Source organism: Streptomyces massasporeus (assembly GCF_014648995.1).
In the GTDB taxonomy this organism is placed as follows: domain Bacteria; phylum Actinomycetota; class Actinomycetes; order Streptomycetales; family Streptomycetaceae; genus Streptomyces; species Streptomyces massasporeus.
The window spans coordinates 533,170-554,863 of record NZ_BMSE01000001.1; the positions used below are offsets into that span (position 1 = coordinate 533,170).

At 73.0% G+C, this 21,694-nt stretch carries 20 protein-coding genes and 1 tRNA gene; 10 read left to right on the forward strand and 11 right to left on the reverse strand.

What is annotated here, in order from left to right; all coding sequences use genetic code 11:
* Positions 1–74: 74 nt before the first annotated feature.
* The 3 genes from IE153_RS02470 to IE153_RS02480 form a co-directional block, all read right to left on the reverse strand.
* Entirely contained in the window at positions 75–554 is a 480-nt protein-coding gene (locus tag IE153_RS02470; RefSeq protein ID WP_189588530.1) for a hypothetical protein, read from the reverse strand.
* Positions 555–574: 20 nt separating this feature from the next.
* Complete coding sequence (locus IE153_RS02475) at positions 575–1,150, reverse strand: RNA polymerase sigma factor (protein ID WP_097222155.1); 576 nt, start codon at positions 1,148–1,150, stop codon at positions 575–577.
* A 62-nt stretch (positions 1,151–1,212) separates the two neighbouring features.
* Positions 1,213–2,643: a S8/S53 family peptidase gene (locus IE153_RS02480; protein ID WP_189587998.1), complete on the reverse strand. Its 1,431-nt coding sequence runs from the start codon at positions 2,641–2,643 to the stop codon at positions 1,213–1,215.
* 170 nt (positions 2,644–2,813) lie between these two features.
* Between IE153_RS02480 and IE153_RS02485 the strand changes: the two genes are divergently transcribed.
* Positions 2,814–5,381, forward strand: coding sequence for a CHAT domain-containing protein (locus IE153_RS02485; protein WP_189588531.1), 2,568 nt, complete (start codon positions 2,814–2,816; stop codon positions 5,379–5,381).
* 278 nt (positions 5,382–5,659) lie between these two features.
* Here the strand turns inward: IE153_RS02485 and IE153_RS02490 are convergent, their stop codons facing one another.
* Complete coding sequence (locus IE153_RS02490; RefSeq protein WP_189587999.1) at positions 5,660–7,384, reverse strand: LuxR family transcriptional regulator AbsR2; 1,725 nt, start codon at positions 7,382–7,384, stop codon at positions 5,660–5,662.
* 99 nt (positions 7,385–7,483) lie between these two features.
* Between IE153_RS02490 and absR1 the strand changes: the two genes are divergently transcribed.
* Positions 7,484–8,569 carry a beta-glucuronidase AbsR1 gene (gene absR1 / locus IE153_RS02495; RefSeq protein ID WP_189588001.1) on the forward strand — a complete coding sequence of 362 codons (1,086 nt, stop codon included), beginning with the start codon at positions 7,484–7,486 and terminating at the stop codon, positions 8,567–8,569.
* 485 nt (positions 8,570–9,054) lie between these two features.
* A complete protein-coding gene (locus IE153_RS02500; RefSeq protein WP_189588003.1) occupies positions 9,055–10,329 on the forward strand; it encodes a cation:proton antiporter in 1,275 nt (424 codons plus the stop codon).
* A gap of 202 nt (positions 10,330–10,531) precedes the next feature.
* Here the strand turns inward: IE153_RS02500 and IE153_RS42855 are convergent, their stop codons facing one another.
* The 4 genes from IE153_RS42855 to IE153_RS02515 all read right to left on the reverse strand — a co-directional run bounded on the left by IE153_RS42855 (position 10,532) and on the right by IE153_RS02515 (position 12,016).
* Positions 10,532–10,609, reverse strand: a complete 78-nt coding sequence (locus tag IE153_RS42855) for a 50S ribosomal protein bL37 (protein WP_370443954.1) — start codon at positions 10,607–10,609, stop codon at positions 10,532–10,534.
* A 235-nt stretch (positions 10,610–10,844) separates the two neighbouring features.
* Positions 10,845–10,918, reverse strand: a tRNA-Pro gene (locus tag IE153_RS02505).
* Positions 10,919–10,961: 43 nt separating this feature from the next.
* Positions 10,962–11,183, reverse strand: a complete 222-nt coding sequence (locus IE153_RS02510; protein WP_189588005.1) for a hypothetical protein — start codon at positions 11,181–11,183, stop codon at positions 10,962–10,964.
* A 287-nt stretch (positions 11,184–11,470) separates the two neighbouring features.
* On the reverse strand, positions 11,471–12,016 hold the full coding sequence (locus IE153_RS02515) for a GntR family transcriptional regulator (RefSeq protein WP_438817892.1): 546 nt from the start codon (positions 12,014–12,016) through the stop codon (positions 11,471–11,473).
* A gap of 114 nt (positions 12,017–12,130) precedes the next feature.
* Between IE153_RS02515 and IE153_RS02520 the strand changes: the two genes are divergently transcribed.
* On the forward strand, positions 12,131–12,475 hold the full coding sequence (locus IE153_RS02520; protein ID WP_189588006.1) for a cupin domain-containing protein: 345 nt from the start codon (positions 12,131–12,133) through the stop codon (positions 12,473–12,475).
* A 13-nt stretch (positions 12,476–12,488) separates the two neighbouring features.
* On the opposite strand, the gene IE153_RS02525 is transcribed toward IE153_RS02520, so the two are convergent.
* Entirely contained in the window at positions 12,489–13,487 is a 999-nt protein-coding gene (locus IE153_RS02525; RefSeq protein WP_189588007.1) for a LacI family DNA-binding transcriptional regulator, read from the reverse strand.
* Between the two features lie 111 nt (positions 13,488–13,598).
* Between IE153_RS02525 and IE153_RS02530 the strand changes: the two genes are divergently transcribed.
* Complete coding sequence (locus tag IE153_RS02530) at positions 13,599–14,762, forward strand: Gfo/Idh/MocA family protein (RefSeq protein ID WP_189588008.1); 1,164 nt, start codon at positions 13,599–13,601, stop codon at positions 14,760–14,762.
* Positions 14,763–14,814: 52 nt separating this feature from the next.
* Here IE153_RS02530 and IE153_RS02535 read toward each other — a convergent pair whose 3' ends face one another.
* Positions 14,815–15,426: a TMEM175 family protein gene (locus IE153_RS02535; RefSeq protein WP_097222141.1), complete on the reverse strand. Its 612-nt coding sequence runs from the start codon at positions 15,424–15,426 to the stop codon at positions 14,815–14,817.
* A gap of 63 nt (positions 15,427–15,489) precedes the next feature.
* Positions 15,490–16,521, reverse strand: coding sequence for a LacI family DNA-binding transcriptional regulator (locus IE153_RS02540; protein WP_097222140.1), 1,032 nt, complete (start codon positions 16,519–16,521; stop codon positions 15,490–15,492).
* A gap of 108 nt (positions 16,522–16,629) precedes the next feature.
* Here IE153_RS02540 and IE153_RS02545 point away from each other — a divergent pair, with 108 nt between their 5' ends.
* The 5 genes from IE153_RS02545 (at position 16,630) to IE153_RS02565 (ending at position 21,426) form a co-directional block, all read left to right on the forward strand.
* Complete coding sequence (locus IE153_RS02545) at positions 16,630–17,787, forward strand: phytanoyl-CoA dioxygenase family protein (RefSeq protein ID WP_189588009.1); 1,158 nt, start codon at positions 16,630–16,632, stop codon at positions 17,785–17,787.
* An 8-nt stretch (positions 17,788–17,795) separates the two neighbouring features.
* Positions 17,796–18,572 carry an SDR family oxidoreductase gene (locus tag IE153_RS02550; RefSeq protein ID WP_189588010.1) on the forward strand — a complete coding sequence of 259 codons (777 nt, stop codon included), beginning with the start codon at positions 17,796–17,798 and terminating at the stop codon, positions 18,570–18,572.
* Between the two features lie 47 nt (positions 18,573–18,619).
* Positions 18,620–19,624, forward strand: a complete 1,005-nt coding sequence (locus tag IE153_RS02555; protein ID WP_189588011.1) for a Gfo/Idh/MocA family protein — start codon at positions 18,620–18,622, stop codon at positions 19,622–19,624.
* Entirely contained in the window at positions 19,621–20,643 is a 1,023-nt protein-coding gene (locus IE153_RS02560; RefSeq protein WP_189588012.1) for a Gfo/Idh/MocA family protein, read from the forward strand. The genes IE153_RS02555 and IE153_RS02560 overlap by 4 nt, the downstream gene beginning before the upstream one ends.
* Positions 20,644–21,039: 396 nt before the next feature.
* Positions 21,040–21,426 carry a hypothetical protein gene (locus tag IE153_RS02565; protein ID WP_189588014.1) on the forward strand — a complete coding sequence of 129 codons (387 nt, stop codon included), beginning with the start codon at positions 21,040–21,042 and terminating at the stop codon, positions 21,424–21,426.
* The last annotated feature ends 268 nt before the right edge of the window (positions 21,427–21,694 follow it).

Here is a 21,694-nt window from a genome sequence, read left to right on the forward strand (position 1 = left end):
CCGGCCGGGTGGCTGGGCCCCGGGGTCCGGTCACTCTGCCCTCCGGCCCGTGACTCAGCCTCCCGGCCCGGTGACTAGGCCCGCAGCCACTCCGTGACCACCACGTCCTCGCCCGCCCGCAACCGCAGGGCGAACGGGCCGGACAGAGGCACATCGCCCGTGAAGCGGCCCAGGTCGTCGGCCGTGAGCGGGGAGCCGGGACGCGGTCCGCCGAGGACCTCGATCCGGGCCGGCTGGGGCGGCAGCACCTGCCCCATCAGCCCCCGTGCGGTCACCTCCACGTCGACGGTCACCTCGCCCGCCCGGAAGGTCAGCATCCGGGGCACGTCGGTGGCGCCCCGGACCGGGAGGGCGTCGACCAGCGAGTCGAAGGTCAGCTCGGCCACACGCGCGTCCAGGTCGTGCAGCGCGTAGGCGTCGACCGCGATCTGCTGGAGCTCCGCCGGCACCGGGTCGAGGACGGCGGCGGCCTGCCGCAGCTCCTCCTCCAGCAACCCGGCGTCGAACTCCTCGTCGCCCCAGTCCTCTTCGCCCGACAGGCCGTCGTCGTTCATGTCCGTGTCGTTCACGTCGCTCACATCGCCCCCCGCGCCTCGAGCCGGGCCCGCAGGCGCCGCAGACAGCGCTGGCGCAGCGGCCCGATGCTGCCCACCGCGATCCCCAGCGCGGCGGACACGTCCTGGTAGCTGGGCGGCGGCGTGGCCATCAGCACGCGCAGCAACTGCCTGCACCGCTCGCCCAGTTCCTCGAACTCCTGCCACAGCCGCCGTACGCGTTCGCTCTGCGCGGCGGCCTCCTCGGAGTCGAGCAGCGACTGTTCCGGGGTGCCGTCCTCGCTGACCCGGTCCAGCAGCCGCGGATCGTCCGTCAGGGTCAGCCGCTGGGAGTTCCTGATGACCTTGAGACACTCGTGGCGGGCCGTGCTGGCCAGCCACGCGCCGGCCTTGCCGGGCTCACGGATCCGCCCGAGGTGCTGGGCGAAGCGGAACCAGGCCGTCTGATAGACCTCGTGGGCGTCGGCGTCGGAGAGCCGGTGGGCCCGGACGACGGACCACACCAGCGGGCTCAGCCCCTCCACGAGCGCCTTCCAGGCCCCCGCGTCACCGTCGGCGGCCGCCTGGACGAGCGCGCCGGCATCAGTACGGTCCACGGCAGCCCCACCCCTCGAATACGGCACGTCATCGTACGCCGTGGAGGGGACGGTTCCGGCCCTCACAGCCCGGCGCCGAGGCGCACGACCGGGACCGGGCGCCAGGTGGGCGGACGCAGTGCCGGGACGTGCGCGCCGCGCACTTCCGCGAACTCCGCGTTGGCGGCGAGCAGTTGCCGCCGGGCCGTGCGCGGGTCGGACTCCTTGTGCGCCGTCATGTGGGCGGCCACCAGGCCGGCGGTCACGGGGGTCGCGAAGGAGGTGCCGCTCCACTGCGCGTACCCCTCGAACATCACCTGGTCCGGCTTGGCGGCGTCGCCCTCGTCGCTCAAGACGCCGCTGTGGCGGGGGTGCTGGCAGGTGCAACCGTAGGAGAAGCCGTAGCGGCAGGCGTCGTACGTGGAGTGCTGGTACACGTACGGGACGGGCGAGTCGAAGCCGGTGAGGGGGCTGGTGAGGCGCTCTCCGGGGGCGTAGACCTTCACCCAGGGGCCATGGTTGGTGAAGCATGCGCCGAACTCTCCGTCGCTGCGCAGGGCGCCGACCGACAGCACGGAGTCCTCCCAGCCGGGCAGATCGGCGTAGGCGGCGGGCCAGAAGGGCGCCGCGCTGGCGTTGTTGCCCGCGGCGGCGACCAGCAGGGTGCGCTGCTCGCGCAGTTCCCGCATGAAGTTCTCGACGCCGAGCAGACCGTCGGTGCGGCCGTTGGAGGTGCCGGCGGAGAGGCTGAGGACGTCGGGCCAGCCGCCGGCGTCGACGGCCTCGAAGAGCTTCTCGCCGAACTCCGACTCCAGAATGGCTCCGGCGTCGTTCAGGGTGCCGCGGACGGAGATGTCGGTGTTGGGCGCGACGGCGGCGACGAGCCCGGCGATGAACGTGCCGTGGCCGACGTACTGATGGAGGATCCCCTGGTCGTCGCACTCCTGGAGCTGGGCGTCGCCGTCGGTGTGGGCCAGCAGGCCGCAGGAGCGGTAGTCGTGCATGAGGCCGGTGTCGACGACGAGGACGCCGACGGCGGTGTCCGGGTCGTGGGGCGTGTCGGCGGCGGCCGGATTGGGCGGCTCGCTGAGCGGGGCGGGGACCGGTTCGTCGCCGGGGCAGGCGTTGACCGCGATGTGCACCACGTGGTTGCGGGCGACCATCCGGCGCCCGGCCCGGGACTCCTGTTCCCGTACGGAGCGCAGGGCGTGGGCGACGGCCCGGTCGGCGTCCCGGGCGCCCTCGCCGGGGTCGCCGACACGGATGCGGGTGATGCCACTGCGGTTGGTCTGCGGGCCCGCCCGGCGGATCTGCTCCTGATCGAGGTCGGGTGCGGCCGTGAAGTGCGCCCGTACCGTGTCCTCCACGATCCGGGCCTCCTCGCCGTCGCGAACGAGGACCACACCCTTCTCGTACATGAACTCCGCCGAGTCGTCCGGGCCCATCGCCAGGGGGACGTCCGGCATCGAGCGCTGGATCTGGTCGAACTGCTCGTGGAATCGCTGAGGTGCCATGGCGGGTCCTCCCGTTGGTGCGACGGCGTCGACCGGTTCCGCTGAGCGGTCGTCAACATGAGCCGCCTCGCCGTCCCTTGATACAGCTCGACACCTGTGTGGTGCGCTCCGGGACCACTACCATCCGAGGAGTGACAGCGCGAAGCGACTCGGTGACGGAACTGCTGCCGATGGTGTTCGCCGACCCGGGCGAGGCGCTCGCGAGGGCCCGGGCGCTGCTCGACGCCGGCCCCACCCCGCTGGACGCCTCGGTCGCCCACCAGGTGATCGGCATCTGGCAGCGGGACTTCGGCGATCTGCGGCTCGCGCTGCACCACCTGCGGCGGGCCCGGGAGTGCGCGGCGCGCGCCGACTCGGCCGACCGCGAGGCGGACGTGCTGGCCACACTGGGCGTGGCGCTGGTGCACGCGGGCCGCACCCGGGAGGGCCTGTCGGCCTTCGAGCGGGGTGTCGCGCGGGGCGCGGGGCACACCAGGGCGCGGGTGCTGTACCGGCGGGCGTACGTGTGGTGGGTGCTCGGTCACCATCGGGAGGCGCTGGAGGACGTGCGCCGGGCGGTGCCCGTGCTGCGGCAGGCGGACGACGTGATCTGGACGGCGCGGGCCCTGACCCTGCGGGCCACCGTGCATCTTGCGCTGGGGTCGGTGGAGCGGGCGGAGGCGGACTTCACGGCGGCCGAGGCGCTGTGGGACACCACCGGCCAGGAGCACGACAAGGCCGACGCCGTGGAGAGCCGGGGCCTGGCCGCGTTCCGGTCGGGGGACGTACCGGCGGCGCTGCGGCTGCTGGACGAGGCGGAGGAGCGGTACGCCCGGCTCGGCACGCCGACGTTCATGCTGAACATCCGGCGCTGCGAGGTGCTGATGGCCGCCGGTCTCGCCCCGGAGGCGCTGGCCGAGGCGGACGCGGCGATCGGGAAGCTGGACGGCATCGGCGGGCAGTCCACCCGCAAGGCGGAGCTGCTGCTGGCCGCCGCGCGGGCCGCCCGGCCCGCGGGCGATCCGCACACGGCGATCGCCCGTGCGGCCCTCGCGGTACGGCTGTTCGCCGGGCAGCGGCGCACCTGGTGGGAGACGCACGCCCGGCTGGTGCTGATCGAGGCCCGGCACGCGGCCGGGCGCGGCTCGGGGCGGCTGGTCGCCGACGCCGCCGCGGTGGCCGGGAAGCTGGCGTCCTTCGGCTCACCGGCCGCGCCGGAGGCGTCGCTGCTCGCGGGCCGGATCGCGCTGGATCTGGGCTGGACGGCGGACGCGGAACGGCACTTGGCCGTGGCCGCGCGCAGCCGGCGCAGTGGTCCGCCCCTGGCGCGGATGACGGGCTGGGCGGCGCAGGCGCTGCGGGCGCAGGCCGCCGGGTCGGCCCGGGGCGTGCTGGAGGCCTGCCGACGGGGCCTGGACGTCCTCGACGACCACCGGATGACACTGGGCGCCTCGGAACTGCGGGCCCGTGCCACCGAACAGGGCGCGGAGCTCGCGGCCTTGGCGCAGCGGGCCAGTCTGGTCTCCGGCGGGCCGCGGCGGCTGCTGGTGTGGAGCGAGCGCTGGCGTGCGACCGTGCTGTCCACACCGCCGACCCGGCCGCCCGCCGACCCGGAGCTGCTCAGCGGCATGACGGCCTTCCGCGAGATCGCCTCGCGTGCGGAGGCCGCCCGGATGGAGGGCCGGCCGGTCCCGGCGCTGGAGCGTGAACAGCGGCGTCTGGAGCGGGAGATCCGCTCCCGCACGCTGCACATGAGGGGCGAGGCGCCCGGGGGCGGCGACCGGTTCGACGTCGCCCGGCTGCTGGAGCGGCTGGGCGACGAGGTCCTGCTGGTGGAGCTGGCCGTCCTCGACGGACGGGTGCAGGTCCTGCTGTGCGGGCGGGGGCGGGTGCGCCGGTACGAGGCCGGGCTGCTCGCCGAGGCCGAGACCGAGTCCGAACACGTACAGGCGGGGCTGCGGCGACTGGCCCACCCCGGGGCGGAGGCCCGGCTTCCGGTGGTGGAGGCGGCGGGGCGGCGGCTGGAGGAACTGCTCCTCGGCCCGGCGGCGGCGCAGCTGGGCGGGGGTCCGGTGGTGATCGTGCCGCCGGGGCGGCTGCACCGGGTGCCGTGGGCGCTGCTGCCGTCGCTGCGGGAACGGGTGCTCAGCGTGTCGCCGTCGGCGGGCAGCTGGTTGCGGGCCCGGGAGACCGCGCCGCCGCCGGAGGGCTGCCATGTGCTGGTGCGCGGCCCGGGCCTGGCGACCGGCGGTGCCGAGGTGCCCGAGCTGGCCGGCCGGTACGGCTGTGCGACGGTCCTGGAGGAGGACGAGGCGCGGGTGCCGCGGGTGCTGGAGGAGCTGGACGGGGCGGCGCTGGCGCACATCGCCGCGCACGGCACGTTCCGCGCGGACAGTCCGCTGTTCTCGTCCCTGCGGATGGCCGACGGGCCGATCGTCGTGCACGACTTCGAGCGGCTGGACCGCAGCCCGTACCGGATCATCCTGTCCTGCTGCGACACCGCCCGCCTCGCCTCCGTCGGCGCCGACGAACTGCTGGGCCTGGTCACGGCGTTGCTGCCGCTCGGCACAGCCGGGGTGGTGGCGTGCAGCGCGCCCGTGAACGACGCCGCGGTGGTGCCGCTGATGCTCGCGCTGCACAAGGGCCTCGACGCCGGCCTGTCCCTGGCGGAAGCACTGCGCGACGCCCGGGCCGCCCTGCCGGGCGACGCGCTGCACCAGGCGACGGGCTGGGCGTTCTCGGCGTTCGGGGCGGCCTGACCGGGGTCCCATGGTTCGGGGCGGCCCGCGCCGCGGCCCGACCCGTCGGGGTGGCCCGCCCGGTCCCACTACTCAAGGCGGCCTGATCCGGTCCCGCTGTTCGGGGGGGGCTGTGCCGGTCCCACTGTCCGGGAGGCCCGCCCCCGCCCCACTCCTCGGGATGGCGGCCCGCTGTTCGGGGCGGGCTGCCCCGCCCCCGCGAAGGCCCCGCCCCGGCCCCGTCCTTGTGGCGGCCTGACCCGTCCCCTGTTCGGGTCAGGCCGCCGGTCCCGGGCCGGTCAGGCCGGCTGGGCTTCCGGTGTGTGGTCCAGGGGCAGGGCGCCGCGGTCGCTCGCGCCGAGTCGGGCGTAGGCGCTGTACAGGTGGTTGCCGACGGTGCGGACGGACAGCGTGAGGCGCTCGGCGATCTGCCGGTTGGTGAGGCCTGTCGCCGCCAGGGTGACGATCTGCCGCTGCCGGGCGGTGAGTTCGCCGAGGACCAGCCCGGACAGTGCGGGCGTGCGGGCGCCCTGGCAGCGCCGGGCCAGGGCGACGGCCCGGGTGCGGGAGTGCCGGGCGGCGCGCGGGTCCCCATGGACGCCTACGGCCTGGGCGTACGCCTCGGCGGCGAACAGCAACAATCCCCGCCGCTCCAGCTCCCCGGCCACCTCGTCCAGGTCCGGGCCGTCGGCACGGGTGAGTGCGTCGGCGTGCCGGGCGAAGACGCCGTCGAGCCGGTCGATGACCTTCTCGGGGGCGCCGAGGCGCACGGCGTCGTAGGGGTCGGTGAGATCCTCCAGGTCCGGAGCCGGATCGCCCGGGCTGTCCACCGCCGCCGCGGCGCGGTCGAGTTCGGCCCGGCAGGACGCGTGTCCGGGCTCGCCCCGCAGGCCTTCCCGCGCCCAGGCCGCCGCCTCCCGCACCTCCCCGCGCAACCACGCGAACCGGGCGCGCACGGCTGCGTACCCGCCCGGCAGCACACCGCCCCCGACGACCAGCCACTCCCCCACCGGCGTGGCCACCGCCCGTACGTCGGCCTGGTCGATCCGGCGGGCCAGGGCGGCCGACTCGGCGTCGAGAGCGGCGGCGTACACGTCGGCCGTCCGGGCCAGCCGGCGGGCCCGCAGCCGGCCCGCCGCGGCCCGGAGCACCGGCCCGTACAGGGGGTGTGCGAGACGGACGGCACCATGGTCGTCGACCTCGATCAGGCCGTCGGACTCCAGCACTTCGAGGGCGCCGAGGTCCAGGTCGTCCAGGTGCGAGGGCAGGGGCTCGGCGAAGGCGAGGCGGTCCAGGGTCTCGCGTTCGAGCGGGCAGGTCCGGCCGAGGACCGGGGCGGTGCGTTCACGGACGGCCGTGGTCAGCGGGACGGGGCCCCGCCAGGCCCGCTCATCGGTGCCCGGGACGGGGGTCAGCAGCCCGCGCACCGCCCCCAGCATGTCGCGCAGCAACCGCAGATCGCCCCGGCTCAGACGGCACAGCCGGTTCGCGGTGAGCGCGTCGAGCGGGCCGGCGCCGGCCGTGAGCAGCCGGCCGGTCTCCTCCTCGGGCAGCGGCTCCAGCGCGAGGCGCGGCAGGACTTCGCCGGTCCACAGCCGGGAGATCGCGCCGGGCACCGGGGCGCCGTCCGTGGCGACGACCAGCAGCCGGGTCCGCCCGTGCACGGCGAGTTGGTGGACGAGGGCGGCGGAGGCGTCGTCGAGCAGGTGCGCGTCGTCCACCAGCAGCGTGCGGACACCGGACAGCAGCCGGACCGCGCGGTGCAACGTGACCGACTCCGGCAGCAGATGGGCGAACGCCGCGAAGGGGATGGTTCGGCTCTCGGGCGTACCGGCCGCCCGCGCGCAGTCGGTGCCACGGACCGCCTCGGCGACGAGGCGGGTCTTGCCGCAGCCCGCCGGACCCGTCACCACGATGCCGCGCCGCACGCCGGTCGACGACCGCCGGACCAGGTCCAGTTCGTCCTCCCGCCCGGCGAACGGCCAGGGCAGCTCCAGCGTCGTCACGTCCCTCTCGTAAGTCATCACACAGACATGAGCGCGGCTACTCACCTTTGATACAGGGCGACTTGAGTAGCCCCCGACTCAGGCGCCCGGGACGGGCCGCAGGGCAGGCTGTGGCCCATGACCGCACGCTACTGCTCGCTGGCTCAGGCGCCGGCGCCGGCCTTCGCACCGGGGCCGGCGGCCGAGCGGCTGAGCGCGCTCGCGGGCGGGCGGCGGAAGTGGGTCAACGGCACCGTTCTGCACTACTGGTTCTTCGACGGTGACACCGACGCGTCCGTCATCCCCGTGCCGGGGAGGGGGATGACGCGGCGGGTGTCGTGGGCCGGTGCCGAGGAGCAGCGCGACGTGGTGCGGTCGTGCTTCCGGGAGTGGCAGGACCTCGGCATCGGGATCGCCTTCACCGAGGTCGACGACCGCTCGGAGGCGGAACTGCGCATCGGGTTCCAGGCCGGCGACGGCTCCTGGTCGTCGGTGGGCCGGGACGCGCTGCTCGCCGGGCGGCAGGAACGCACCATGAACTTCGGCTGGGACCTGACCGCGCCCGGGGAGCGCGCGACGGCCCTGCACCAGATCGGGCACGCGCTCGGCATGCTGCACGAGCACCAGAGTCCGTTCGCGGGCATCCACTGGGACGACGAGGCCGTCTACGCCGAGCTGGCGGGCCCGCCGCACCACTGGAGCCGGGAGCGGACGTACTACAACATCCTGCGCAAGCTCGGCCCCGACGAGGCCAACGGGTCCTTCTGGGACCCGCAGTCGATCATGGAGTTCCCGTTCGCGCCGGGGCTGATCCTGGAGCCGGAGCAGTATCGCGGGGGCCTCAACCCGCCCGGCACCCTGTCGGCCGCCGACAAGGAGGCGGTGCTGCGCTGGTATCCGCCGACGCATCCGCAGGGCTCGCCCGCGCTGGTGCCGTTCCGCTCGGCGCCGCTCGGGCTCGGCCCGGGCGAACAGGCGGACTTCGTGATCGACCCGCCGGAGACCCGCACGTACACGCTGGGCACCTTCGGCGACTGCGATGCCGTGGTGGTGCTCTTCGAGGAGCGGGACGGACGGCCCCGTTACGTCGCGGGCCGGGACGACGGGGGAACCGAGCAGAACGCCACGATCGGCGCCCGGCTCGTCAAGGGCCGGCGCTATGTCGTCCGCGTACGCCTCTACTCCGCCTGGGGCAGCGGCGAGACGGCGGTGATGTGCTGGTGACGGCACCCATCCGCCGCGCGGACACCTGAGCCACAGTCCGGCACCGGGGGAGCGGTCGAGGACGTCGCCCATGGGGGTGGGTGACGTCCTCGACCACGCCATGTGCCGGGGCACCGGCTCCCGCGGGCCGCGTGCGGCCCACCGGCGCGTGCGCCGCCATCCGCGCGTTCACGCCGATGTCCGGCCGGGGGCGGGGGCGCACGCGCGACGGACGCGACGCCGTCCGGGTCCCCGCCGAGAGCGGCGGGGCGGACGCGGGGCGCACCGGCCGGGGGACCGTGGATCCACCTCATGGGTGAAGAACGTTCAGCGGCGGCCGGCACCGGGCAGCGTGCTGGGAAAGGCCGGCAAGGGTGTTACCCCGTCCGGGTACCGACATCTACGCTTGACTGCTCTCGCGGTTGCACATCCGTATCGACCAGCGCACGAGGTGTCTACGGCCCCACTGCGCTCGCGGCGCAACACCGGGGGATGGGGGGAAGCAAGTGGAGAAGTCCCGACGCGACCGTGCCCGGCGGAAGCTGCCGCCGGTTCCGGCCGTTCTGCTCGGCGCGCTCGGCGCGCTGGTTCTGGGGACTCTGATCGGCCTGGCGGCGGACCCGTCGCCCCTGGTCGGCACCACCGGATACGTCGTCGCCACGGGGCTGCTGCTCGCCGTGGGGTTGTACGGCAGCACGTACGGCATCGATCTCGCGGATCTGCGCCGTGACCTGCGGGGCGTGGTGGCCGCGGTCACGCTGGGGGTCGTCCTCAAGGCGGGGATGATCTCGGGCGTCATGGTCCTGGCCTTCGACCGCCCGGAGTACCTGGTCCTCGGCATCGTCGTCGCGCAGATCGACCCGCTGTCGGTGGCCGCCCTCAGCAAGGACGGGCACATGTCGCAGCGCGCCCGCTCCCTGCTCACGGCGTGGGCCTCCTTCGACGACCCGATGACGGTCCTGCTGACGCTGTACGCCGCCGGCTACGCCTACACGGCCGCCGGACACAGCGGCACGCCCTCGGTGATGGGAGGTGGTGCCCGGGGCTACGCCCTCGGACTGGTTCTCAACGCGCTGCTACTGGCCGGTGCCCTGCTGGCGTGGTGGGCGGGAGGGAGGCTGTGGCCGGCGCGGCAGGCCGGGGAGCTGCCGGAGCACCCCCGGCGTCCGGCGACGCCGCTCGCCGTCCTCCTGGTCGTGGCCATGCTGCTGCTCGCCGCCGCGAGCATGCTCATGCTGGCCGTGGCGGTGGCCGGACTGTTCCTGCGCACGCGGGCGTTCACCCGGCCTCTCGCGCGGGCGGTCACCAGTGCCTTCCTGCTCGCCACCGTCCTGCTGGGCCTGTTCGTCGCCCAGGGGGTCTCGCTCAGGCCGGGGCTGCTGCTCGGCGCCTCGGCGTTCCTGGCGCAAGCGGTGGTGGCCGTGCTGTTGATGCCGCTCTTCGTCCGCGGTCTGTCCCGAAGGGACCGGATCCTGCTGGGCATCGGCCAGCAGAACGGGCTCACGGCCGTGCTGCTGGCCCTCACGCTCGAACGCGACTTCCCGAAGACGGTCGGCATCGTCGCCCCGGCGGTGGTGACGGTCAATCTGCTGCACTACGGGGCGCAGATCGCGTTCGGCTGCTGGTCCCGCCACCGAGCCGGGAAGAAGCCGGACCCCGTGGTGATGCCGAAGCCTCTCCCCCGGCATCCGGAGCCCGGCGACGTCACGCCGGGCGGGGCGCCGGCCTCGACCGACGGGATGCGGTCCTCCGCGTACCCGCACGGATGCGGTGGTCCCTGACGACAGACCCCCGTGGAGTAGCTGACGGCCCCCCGGCGGTGGAGCATGGAGGAGACGGAGCCCGCGCCGACCGACGCACTCGGACGGGTCTTCCGCCTGTGACAGCACCGGACGGCCGAGAGGCCGTGGCGCGCCTGCGAACGCAAACGGGTGAGTGGCGGCTGCCACTCACCCGTTTGTGTCGGCGCGCCCGCAGGACTTCTCAGGACTGCGGACGGCTGCCGTGGTTCGCGCCGTTCTTGCGGCGGGCCTTCTTCTTGCGACGTCGCTTCGAGGACATCGGACCTCCTCTTTCCGGCTTTCGGTCACCATCCACCGGATTGCGCGTCCGGTGACTACAGAGCCACTTTCCATCCGACGCGAACGCAAACGCACACGATGAAGATGCACCCGGGTGGCCTATGTCACGGTGGCGGCCCGGCCCGGCCTGGCCGCGGTCGAACCTGAACACGGAAATACCGAAGGGCTGTCTCCGGATGCCTCCGAAAACAGCCCTTGCTCGCGACTCGTACGAGTCGGGACGACAGGATTTGAACCTGCGACCCCTTGACCCCCAGTCAAGTGCGCTACCAAGCTGCGCCACGTCCCGATGCGCATCGCGCGGGTGAACCGCGTGATCACGCAGGTCAACCCTACCGCATGGGGAGCCGTCCCCCGGCCCGTGCCGACAGCCGTTCCGGGCGCCGGGTCCAGCCGGCGAGACCCACCGCCGAGACGGCGACGGCGAGGACGGCCCACCAGGGGAGGTCCGCCTTGGTCGCGTGACCGGCACAGGCCGCCACGGCCAGGAGTGCCGTGACGGCGCCTCCGGGCAGCCCGGTCCGCCGGGCGGGTCGTCGCCCCGTCTCGTCCACGTCCTGCTCCCCCTTCACCCACACAGTCGCATGCCTTCGGGTATCTCAACTCCCGGGCATATGCCGCAAACAATACGCCAATCGGTGGGAACTCCCGACCACGGCATAGGGGTTGAGACGGACATCGGGAGCTTTGTCAGTGTGCGCCCAGCAGCGCCCTGCTCGTCCCGTCCTCGGCCGTCCGACGCGACCCGCGCACGGCGGCCAGGCCGATGAACACCATGGAGCTCACGCCCGCCAGCGCGAAGGCCGTGAAACAGGTGAGGCGCCCGCCTCGTGCGCGTGCGTCAGCCGCGCAGCGCCTCGATCACACTGCCGAGGTGGGCGCGGACGGCCGTCTCGGCCGCCTGCGGATCCCTGGCCTCGATCGTCTCGATCACGGCCAGGTGCTCCTTCAGGGATCGCTGAGGACGCCCGGGCCGCAGCGCCAGTTGGAAGCGGTGGCGCACCAGTTGGGCGTTGAGCCGCTCCAGCAGCTCCACGGCCGTCCGCCGGCCGGAGAACTCCCGGATGCGGGCGTGCAGTTCGCGGTTGAGGTCCGAGTAGGTGACCGGTTCGCCGTCGGCCACGGCCTTGGTCATCGCCCTGCCGAGGGCGGTGAGTTCGGCCAGTTGCTCGTCGCTCGCCGCCACGGCCGCCTTCGCCGCACAGAGCCCTTCCAGGACCATGCGGCACTCGGTGATGGCGACCGCCTCCTCCACGGTCACCACCCGGACCCGCGAACCGCGGTTGCGGATCCGCTCGACCAGGCCCTGGGCCTCCAGATCGATCAGTGCCGCCCGGATGCCGGCCCTCGTCACACCGAACTGCTCGGCGAGTTCGTTCTCTCCCACGGATTCGGAGCGGCACACCCGCGGAATCGGAGCGACGGAGTGTCCGCCCGGCCCGGCCTGCACCCCACACCCTGTCCAGGCCGCTCCCCCGCTCACCAGGGCTAAGGTCGCCGCATGACACACAGCTTCGTACTCCACGTCCGCGACGCCGAGCTCGAACCCGAGCCCCTCGCGCCCGAGCAGATCGTCTCCGGGACGCCCGAGGTGACCGGGAAGGTGGTCTGGGAGTCGGAGGACGGCCGTCAGGTCCGGGGCGTCTGGCAGATCACGCCCGGCGTGGTCACCGACACCGAGGCCGACGAACTGTTCGTGGTGATCAGCGGCTCGGCGACGATCGAGGTCGAGGGCGGGCCGACGCTCACGGTCGGGCCCGGTGACATGGCCGTCCTGCGCGAGGGCGACCGTACGACGTGGACGGTGCACGAGACCCTGCGCAAGGCGTACGCGATCAACCTCTGAGCGGGGTGCGCGATCAGGGCGCCGGGGCCGTCGATCCCCGGATCTCCAGGGTGGGCGTGGCCAGGTGGACCCGGCCCGCTCCGCCGGCGCCCTCGAAGCGTTCCAGGAGGCACTGGGCCGCGCGGCGGCCGACCTCGTGGCTGGAGTTGTCGACCGTCGTGAGCCACACGTGCCGCAGCCGGGCGATGCTGGTGTTGTCGTAGCCGACGACGGACAGGTCGCGCGGCACGCGCAGCCCCAGCTCCTCGGCCGCCGAGAGCACGCCGATGGCGGCGATGTCGTTGACGGCGAAGACGGCCGTGGGCCGGTCGGGGCGGCTGAGCAGCCGGACGGTCGTGCGGTAGCCACCCTCCTCGGTCATGTCGCTCGGCTCGACCAGCACCTCGTCCGCGAGGCCGTGCCGGCGCATCGTCGCCTCGAAGCTCCGGCGGCGCAGCTCGCCCACCGCTCCGTAGCCCGCGATGTGTGCGATACGGCGGTGCCCGAGGCCGATCAGGTGCTCGGCGACCAGCAGGGCGCCCCGCTCGTCGTCACCCGCCACGACGTCGACACCCGGCGGGGCCGGTTCGCGGGAGCCGGCCAGCACGACCGGGATCCGCTCGGCCACCTGACCGAGGGCCGCCGGGTCGGGCAGCGTGCCGACCACGACCAGCCCGTCGACCCGCAGGTCCAGCAGCGGATCGGCCGGGTCCTGACCGGTGCGGCGGTTGAGGCGGGCGTCGGCCAGCAGCATGCGCAGGCCGTTGGCGTGCAGCAGGGAGTTCAAGCCGTCGAGGAGGTCCACGAACCAGGGGTTGCGCAGGTCGTTCAGGAGGACGCCGACGGTGCGGGTGCGCTGTTCGCTGAGGCTGCGGGCGGCGGCGTTGGGCCGGTAGCCGAGCTCCCGGGCGGCCCGGAGCACGGCGTCCCGCTTCTCGGGGCGCACCTGGTCGGAGCCGCGCAGCACGAGGGAGACCAGCGACTTGGAGACGCCGGCCCGCTCGGCCACGTCCCGGATCGTCGGCGCTCTCATGGGATGGACCGTTCCATGCGACGCCACGGCTTGTCAAAGGGTTGACAGCGTCGCCGAACCCCGCCCAGGGTGGCCTGGACAGGTTCTGGAACGGTCCAAAGAGGGGCTCTCATGGTGGACACGCTCGGCGTCGCCGTCATCGGATTCGGCTGGATGGGGCGGGTGCACACCCAGGCGTACGCGCGCGTGCGGCACCACTATCCGCAGCTGCCCCTCGTCCCGCAGCTGGTGGCCGTCGCGGAGGAGGTGCCGGGCAGGGCGGAGGAGGCCGCCGCGCAGTTCGGGTTCGCCTCGACGACGCGGGACTGGCGCGAGGTGGCCGCCGACCCACGCGTGCGGGCGGTCAGCATCACCGCGCCGAACTTCCTGCACCGCGAGATCGGCGTCGCCATGGCCGAGGCGGGCAGGCACATCTGGATCGAGAAGCCGGTGGGCCTGACCGCCGAGGACGCCGGGGCGGTCGCGGACGCGGTCGCCAAGGCCGGTGTGCAGGGCGCCGTGGGCTTCAACTACCGCAACGCGCCCGCCGTGGAGGCGGCCCGCGAACTGATCGCCTCCGGGGAGATCGGCACGGTCACCCATGTCCGCGTCCGGCTGTTCAGCGACTACGCGGCCCACCCCGAGGGCGCGCTGACCTGGCGCTACGAGCGAGAGCGGGGCGGCAGCGGGGTGCTGGGCGACCTGGCGTCGCACGGCGTGGACCTGGCCCGTCATCTGCTCGGCGACATCACGTCCCTGACGGCCGACACGGCGATCTTCCTCCCGGAGCGGGCCCGTCCCACCGGCGCCACGGCGGGCCACAGCCGCGCCGCCGGAGGCGAACTCGGCCCCGTCGAGAACGAGGACTACGTCAGCTGCCTGCTGCGCTTCGCCTCCGGGGCGCGCGGCGTCCTGGAGGCCTGCCGGGTCTCGGTCGGCGAGCAGAACAACTACGGCTTCGAGGTGCACGGCACCAAGGGCGCCGTGTTCTGGGACTTCCGCCGCATGAACGAGCTCGGCATCAGCCGGGGCACCACGTACCAGGACCAGTCCGTCACCACCGTCCATGTCGGCCCGGGCCACGGGGAGTTCGCGGCGTTCCAGCCGGGCGCCGCGAACGCCATGGGGTACGACGACCTGAAGGTCATCGAGGCGTACCGGTTCCTCAGGTCGGTCGCCGAGGGCACGCCGCACGGAGCGACGCTCGCGGACGCCGTGCACAGTGCGGCCGCGCTGGACGCGATGGCGCGGTCGGCGCAGAGCGGGAACTGGGCGGAGGTGACCGGGCGGGGGTGACCGGGCGGAAGTCCCCCCGGCCCGGGCCCGGGCTCAGGCGCGATTCCCGCCCTCAGCCCGGGCGGTGCAGCCTTCGGCCCAGGTAGACCTTCACCGGCACGAGGGCGAGCCACATCCACATGATCCTCGGGCCCGTCACCAGGACCAGCGGGACGGTGGCGAGGAAGACGACCACCGACGTGGCGCTGTCGAGAAGGTACAGCGTGGTCGCCGCCTCGGAGGGCCTGTCGTGGCGCAGCCAGGGGCGCCTCGCCAGGACGGCGGCCACTGCGAGGTGGCAGGCGCCCAGCGCGGCGACGGCGCCCGCGTAGACGGCGACCGACACGGACTGCGCGCCGTACTCGGCGAGCAGCCGGGTCGGGAACGGCACCAGGGCCGCGACGCCGAGGCCGACCATCGAGATGCCGATCACCTGGCCGTCGATCTCCCGGACGTCCTGGAAGATCCGCCGGTGGTCACGCCAGAAACTCCCCAGCACCGCGACGCTCAGCGCGTACGCTCCGAGGTCCGGGAGCAGCTCGCCCAGGGCCCGGCGGTAGGCGGCGGGGTCGAGCTCCCGGGGCACGGAGAGATCCAGGACGAGCAGGGTGATGGCGATGGCGAACACACCGTCGACCAGGGTCACCAACCGCTCGGGGCCGCCGTCCGGGCGCGAGGTCCACATGCGCCCGACGGTAGGGGCCGGCACACGGCTCCTCCCGGACCCACGCCCGGCATCGCCCTCGGATCACACGGCCGCCTGCGGGGGCATGTTGTACGGCGTCACCACCTGGATCGCCGACGGCAGGGTCGGCCCCGCCGGCGGCAGCGCGTCGTGGGCGCGCATCACGGTGTGGCAGGCCTCACGCACGTCCTGGCGCAGGTCGTGGTGGAGCACGGCGGACAGCCGGTGCTCGCGCAGCAGACGGGTGTTGTCGTGGTCGAGGTCGTGCGCGACGAACACCGCGCACTCGCGCCCGAGGTCGTCGAAGGCCCGCAGCGTGGCGATGTTGCCACCGCCGATCGAGTACACCGCACGGATGCCGGGGTCGCGTTCCAGAGCGGCCCGGACGAGGTCGTACTGGGTGGCGTCCAGCCCCTGTCCCTCGGCGATCTCGACCAGCGTGCGCTCGGGGTGCCGGGCACGCATGGCGCTGCGGAAGCCCATCTCACGCTCCTCCTCGTTGCGGAAGAAGCCGCTGCTGAGGCTGGTGAGGATGTTGCCCGGGCGCTCCCCCAGCCACTGGCCCATCAGATACGCGGCCGTCGCTCCCGCCGCCCGGTCGTCTATACCGACGTAGGCGAGGCGGGCGCTGGCCGGCAGGTCGGTCACCAGGGTCACGACCGGTACCCCGGCGGCTTCGAGCCGGCCGACCGCGGCGGTGACCTCGGGGACGTCCGGGGCCTTGAGGATCACGCCCTGCGAGCCGCGCCGGGCGATCCGGTCCAGGATCCGTACGAGCTCCCCGGCCGGGCCGGTCTCGCGGAAGTGGAAGCGGGAGCGCAGCACCGCCGGACGCAGCGACGGCAGCTCCGCCTCCAGGGCGGCGCGGATCGCCGTGGTGAACCGCTCGGGTGCCTGCATCACGATGTCGACCATGAACGTGCGGCCGACGAGCCGCACCTGGGTGCGCTGCCGGTCGAGATCGGCGATGGCCTGGCGGACCTCCCGTGCGGTGCTCTCGCGCACGCCTCCCCTGCCGTTCAGCACCCGGTCGACGGTCGCCTCGCTCAGGCCCGCCTGACGTGCGATCTCCCGGATCGGGAACGGGTGGCCCATGCGCCGGCTCCTTGAGGGGTTTTTGATGGCTCGCTGCTGGTTGTTCGAGGGGTTTGTACTGACAAGAATGACAGGGCTGCGTCGCTCCGTGACCCCGAAGGGACGACGATGTCCTTCACTTCCGTCCACCACCGTTCCTGGCTGTCCGAACAGGACTGCGATCTCGACGCGTTCCGCGCGCTGGTCGAGCAGGCCACCGATCCCGCCGACTATCCGCACGCCTCCGCCGTGGAGCGCAACGTGCTCGTCTACGACTGCGGCCTGCTCGAGGGCGACCGGGTGGTCCAGGCCGAGCTGGTGCGGGCGCTCGCCGACGGGCCCGGCATCGTGGTCTTCCGCGGCGCCTTTCCCGACCCCCGGGTCGTGGACCGGGCCACCGACGTGTTCGAGGCGCTGATCGCCGAGCAGCGCGCCTCGGGTGCGGCGGCCGGTGACCACTTCGCCAGACCGGGCGCCAACGACCGGGTGTGGAACGCGCTGGAGAAGGCGGCCCTCTACGACCCGGAGGCGTTCGCCGACTATTACGCGAACGACATCCTGGCCCTGGTGGCCACCGCCTGGCTCGGCCCCGGCTACCAGGTCACCTCCCAGCTCAACGTGGTCAACCCGGGTGGCGCCGCCCAGACCGCGCACCGCGACTACCACCTGGGCTTCCTGTCGAACGAGGTCGCCGCCGCCTACCCGGCGCAGGTGCACCGCCTCTCCCCCGTACTGACGCTCCAGGGCGCGGTCGCGCACCGCGACATGCCCGTGGAGTCCGGGCCGACGATGTACCTGCCGCACTCACAGAAGTACGAGCCGGGCTATCTCGCCTGGCGGCTCCCGGAGTTCCGGGCGTACTTCGACGCGCACCAGGTGCAGCTGCCGCTCGCCAAGGGCGACGCCGTGTTCTTCAACCCGGCCCTCTTCCACGCGGCCGGCACCAACCGCTCCGCGGACATCCGGCGCATGGCCAACCTGCTGCAGGTGTCGTCCGCGTTCGGGCGGGCGATGGAGACAGTGGACCGGGAGGCGGTGGCCAACGCGGTGTACCCGGTCCTCCTCAAGCGCAAGGCCGAAGGCGCCGACCAGGCGTGGCTGGACAACGTGGTCGCGGCGAGCGCCGAGGGCTACCCCTTCCCCACCAACCTCGACAGCGACCCGCCGGTCGACGGCCTGGCCCCGCCCTCGCAGGCGGACCTGGTGCGGCGGGCGCTGCGCGAGGAATGGACGCCGGAGGCGCTCCGATCGGAGCTTCGGACCGGTGCCGAACGGCGAGAGAGCTGAGGAATTCGATGGGACTTCTCGACGACAAGGTCGTCCTGGTCAACGGCGGCAGCCAGGGGGTCGGCGCGGCCATCGCGCGGGCCGCGGTCCGCGAGGGGGCGGTCGTGGCCGTCACCGGGCGGCGCCCGGAGCCCGGCGAGGCGCTGGTGCAGGAGCTGACCGCCGCCGGCGGCAAGGCCCTGTACGTCCGGGCCGACCTGTCGGACGCCGAGCAGGCCAGGGCCTCGGTGGCCCGGGTCGTGCAGACGTACGGCCGGGTCGACTGCCTCGTGAACTCCGCCGGCCTGACGTCCCGGGGAACGCTGCTGGACACCACGCCCGAGCTGTTCGACCAGCACATCGGCATCAACCTCAAGGGCCCGTTCTTCGCGATGCAGGCGGCAGTGGCGGACATGGTGGGGCGCGAGGCGCCCGGCACGATCGTCAACATCATCACGTCGTCGGCGCACGGCGGGCAGCCGTTCCTCGCGCCCTATGTCGCCGCCAAGGCAGGGCTGATCGGCCTGACCCGCAATGCCGCGCACGCGCACCGGTGGGACCGGGTCCGGATCAACGGCCTGAACATCGGCTGGACCGCAACGGAAGGCGAGGACGCCACGCAGAAAGCCTTCCACGGGGCCGGGGACGACTGGCGTGACGAAGCCGCCGCGAAGCTGCCCATGGGCAAGCTCGGCCAGCCGGACGAGATCGCCGACTTCGTGGTCTTCCTGCTGTCGGACCGGTCCGGGGTGGTCACCGGGTCGGTCATCGACTGGGACCAGAACGTGCTCGGTGGACTCGACTGAGCCCTCTCCGCAAGCAACCCTCCCCCTCCTCTAGGAGCAACACCCCCATGCGTATCGGAATCCTCGGCCTCGGCCGCATCGGCGCCTTCCACGCCGAGACCCTCTCCGGACTCGACGCCGTCGACTCCCTCGTCGTCACCGACCCGTTCGCGGACGCCGCCAAGGCCGCCGCCGAGCGGTTCGGGGCCGATGTCGTGGACTCGCCGGAGGCCCTGCTCGCCGCCGGTGTGGACGGCATCGTCGTCGCGGCCGCGACGGACGCCCACCCCGCGCTGATCCTGGCCGGTGTCGAGGCCGGCGTCCCCGTCTTCTGCGAGAAGCCCGTCGCCAGGACCATGGCCGAGGGTGTCGAGGTGCTCAAGGCCGTCGCCGGCCGGGACGTGCCGATCCAGATCGGCTACAACCGCCGTTTCGACACCGGGTTCGTCAACGCCCGCGCCGCCGTGCAGAGCGGTGAGCTCGGCACGCTGCACACGGTCCGCTCGACCACGCTCGACCCGGCGCCCCCGCCGGCCGCCTACATCGCCTCCTCCGGCGGCATCTTCCGCGACTGCTCGGTGCACGACTTCGACATCATCCGCTGGGTGACCGGCCGCGAGGTGACCGAGGTCTACGCCGTCGGCGGCAACCGCGGCGCGGACTTCATCAAGGAGGCCGGCGACGCCGACACCACCGGCGCGATCCTCACCCTCGACGACGGCACCATCGCGGTGGTGTCCAACTCCCGCCACAACGCCCGCGGCTACGACGTCCGCATGGAGATCCACGGCTTCCAGGACTCCATCGCCGTCGGCCTGGAGGACAAGCTGCCGCTGCGCTCGGTCGAGCCCGGGGTGACCTTCCCGGCGGGCACCCCGCACGACTTCTTCATGGACCGCTTCACCGACGCCTACCGCGCCGAACTGACCGCGTTCACCGAGGTCGTGGCCGGCAACCGCCCCTCCCCCTGCACGATCGAGGACGCCCTGGAGGCGGGCTGGATCGCCGACGCGTGCACCCTGTCCCTGCGGGAGCACCGGCCGGTGACGATCGAGGAGGTACGGCAGGCATGAGCGAGACGGGCCGGGAACCCCTGCGCATAGGTGTGCTGGGAGCCGCGCGGATCACCGAACGCTCCCTGATCGACCCGGCCCGGGCGACCGGCCACCGCCTCGTCGCGGTGGCCGCCCGCGACCGCGCCCGCGCCGAGGCGTTCGCCGCCGGGCACGGGGTGGAGCGGGTGGCGTCCTCGTACGCCGAACTGATCGCCGATCCCGAGGTCGACGTCGTCTACAACCCGCTCGCCAACGGCCTGCACGGCCCGTGGAACCTGGCCGCCCTCGCGGTCGGCAAGCACGTGCTGTCGGAGAAGCCGTCGGCGAGCAACGCCGCGGAGGCGGCCGAGGTACGGCAGGCCGCCGAGAAGGCCGGGACGGTCTTCATGGAGGCCTTCCACTACCTCTTCCACCCGGTCACCCGGCGCCTGCACGAGCTGCTGGCCTCGGGCGAACTCGGCGAACTGCGCCACGTCGAGGCCATGGTCGCCATCGCCGCACCGCCGGACACCGACCCGCGCTGGTCCCTGCCGCTGGCCGGCGGCGCCCTGATGGACCTCGGCTGCTACAGCCTGCACGCGCTGCGGATGCTCGCCCCCTGGGCGGGCGGCGCACCGCGCCTGACCGTGGCCCGGGCCGGGGAGCGCGCGGGCGCGCCCGGGGTCGACGAGTGGCTGGACGCCGATCTGGAATTCCCGGGCGGCGCGACGGGCTCGGCCCGCTGCCACATGGCCCACGACGGCCTGGACATGAGCATCCGGATCGTCGGCTCCCGGGGCGAGGCGACGGCCCCGAACTTCGTCCTGCCCCAGCTGGACGACCGCATCGTCATCCGCACCACGCAGGGCGAGCGCACGGAACACCTCGGCACCCGCTCGTCGTACACCTACCAACTGGAGGCGTTCGCTGCCCGGGTGCGGGGCGGTGCTCCGCTGCCGCTGGACGCGGACGACGCGGTGACGACGATGGAACTGATCGACGAGGCCTATCGGGCGGCGGGGTTCGAGCCGCGTCCGCGTACGGCACTCACGGGCTGAGAGAGCGTCGGCGGCGACGATCGGGCGTGTGCTGAGGGCAGTTGACGGTGATGCCCTGGATCGGGCGGTGGGTGCTTGCCTCGCGGACCGGCGCCGTACGGCAGTCGACTCAGCCGGCACCTCCGCGTCACGGCGCGTCACCCTCGTGGGCGGCAAGGCGCTCAAGGAAAGGGCAAACCCGAATACGCACTCCTAATCCTGAGTGGGGCACATATCCCGGACATTCCAGGAATTTAATCAAACCCTCCGGGGTGAATGATCCGAATTGGCGGACCTCCTCAGAAAAGGCACCCGCAATCTTCCGTGAACCAGCCGCCCAATAGATCATTTCATGTACCCTCCAACTGACCAGTGCGCCACAGGAAGTGGCGTCAGGGGGAACAAGGAGGCAGCAACGTGAAGGTCAGGAGACTGATCGGCGTCGGCGTCGCAGCAGTGGCGATAACAGCCATGGCATCCGCACCGGCAACTGCCGATGAGACGGTCACCGGCGGCAACGTGGAAATGGTGATTTTCGGCAGCGGTACGCACGTCAACTCTGTCACCATCCACGGGCTCCCGGAACCCCAAGGCCCTGCCCAGTATCAGCTCACCTATTTCGCCACCACCTCGCCGACCAAGACGCACACAATGATTTGCGGTGGCAGCAGCACCGGGGGCAGCTGCAGTCACAAAATCAAGATCAATGCCACATACGCCAAGGGAGTCGGAATCAGAAGCTGCGGGTCGATCAAGCGTGTCGACAACCAGCAGCTCCTCGGGACTGCCTGCAAGAAGTGGTGATGGAGTAAAGCCTCGCCTGGCGCGGCTTTACTCCACGATGATTGCGGACTTTCCCCCCCGACTGGGAGTCGGGGCGGAAAGTCGTAAGAGGCGTGAGACAGCTTGACCGAGTGCAAGGCCTCGAAGGTCACCTGACACCGGCCAAGTCCAGCGGCGCGGGCGGCCACGTGAAGCGCCTGGCTTCATTCGTCTTCGCACCGACCGCCACTTGCGCGAGCGCCGCGAAGCGGCCGTGGGTGACTGCCGAGAGCGGCAGCGGGCGCCCCAG

Bases quoted from the DNA above. Each gene is read 5' to 3' on its own strand.
- IE153_RS02470 (WP_189588530.1), bottom strand. From the start codon at position 554: ATGAACGACGACGGCCTGTCGGGCGAAGAGGACTGGGGCGACGAGGAG.
- IE153_RS02480 (WP_189587998.1), bottom strand. From the start codon at position 2,643: ATGGCACCTCAGCGATTCCACGAGCAGTTCGACCAGATCCAGCGCTCG.
- IE153_RS02485 (WP_189588531.1), top strand. From the start codon at position 2,814: ATGGTGTTCGCCGACCCGGGCGAGGCGCTCGCGAGGGCCCGGGCGCTG.
- IE153_RS02490 (WP_189587999.1), bottom strand. From the start codon at position 7,384: ATGACTTACGAGAGGGACGTGACGACGCTGGAGCTGCCCTGGCCGTTC.
- absR1 (WP_189588001.1), top strand. From the start codon at position 7,484: ATGACCGCACGCTACTGCTCGCTGGCTCAGGCGCCGGCGCCGGCCTTC.
- IE153_RS42855 (WP_370443954.1), bottom strand. From the start codon at position 10,609: ATGTCCTCGAAGCGACGTCGCAAGAAGAAGGCCCGCCGCAAGAACGGC.
- IE153_RS02520 (WP_189588006.1), top strand. From the start codon at position 12,131: ATGACACACAGCTTCGTACTCCACGTCCGCGACGCCGAGCTCGAACCC.
- IE153_RS02525 (WP_189588007.1), bottom strand. From the start codon at position 13,487: ATGAGAGCGCCGACGATCCGGGACGTGGCCGAGCGGGCCGGCGTCTCC.
- IE153_RS02530 (WP_189588008.1), top strand. From the start codon at position 13,599: ATGGTGGACACGCTCGGCGTCGCCGTCATCGGATTCGGCTGGATGGGG.
- IE153_RS02535 (WP_097222141.1), bottom strand. From the start codon at position 15,426: ATGTGGACCTCGCGCCCGGACGGCGGCCCCGAGCGGTTGGTGACCCTG.
- IE153_RS02540 (WP_097222140.1), bottom strand. From the start codon at position 16,521: ATGGGCCACCCGTTCCCGATCCGGGAGATCGCACGTCAGGCGGGCCTG.
- IE153_RS02545 (WP_189588009.1), top strand. From the start codon at position 16,630: ATGTCCTTCACTTCCGTCCACCACCGTTCCTGGCTGTCCGAACAGGAC.
- IE153_RS02550 (WP_189588010.1), top strand. From the start codon at position 17,796: ATGGGACTTCTCGACGACAAGGTCGTCCTGGTCAACGGCGGCAGCCAG.
- IE153_RS02555 (WP_189588011.1), top strand. From the start codon at position 18,620: ATGCGTATCGGAATCCTCGGCCTCGGCCGCATCGGCGCCTTCCACGCC.
- IE153_RS02560 (WP_189588012.1), top strand. From the start codon at position 19,621: ATGAGCGAGACGGGCCGGGAACCCCTGCGCATAGGTGTGCTGGGAGCC.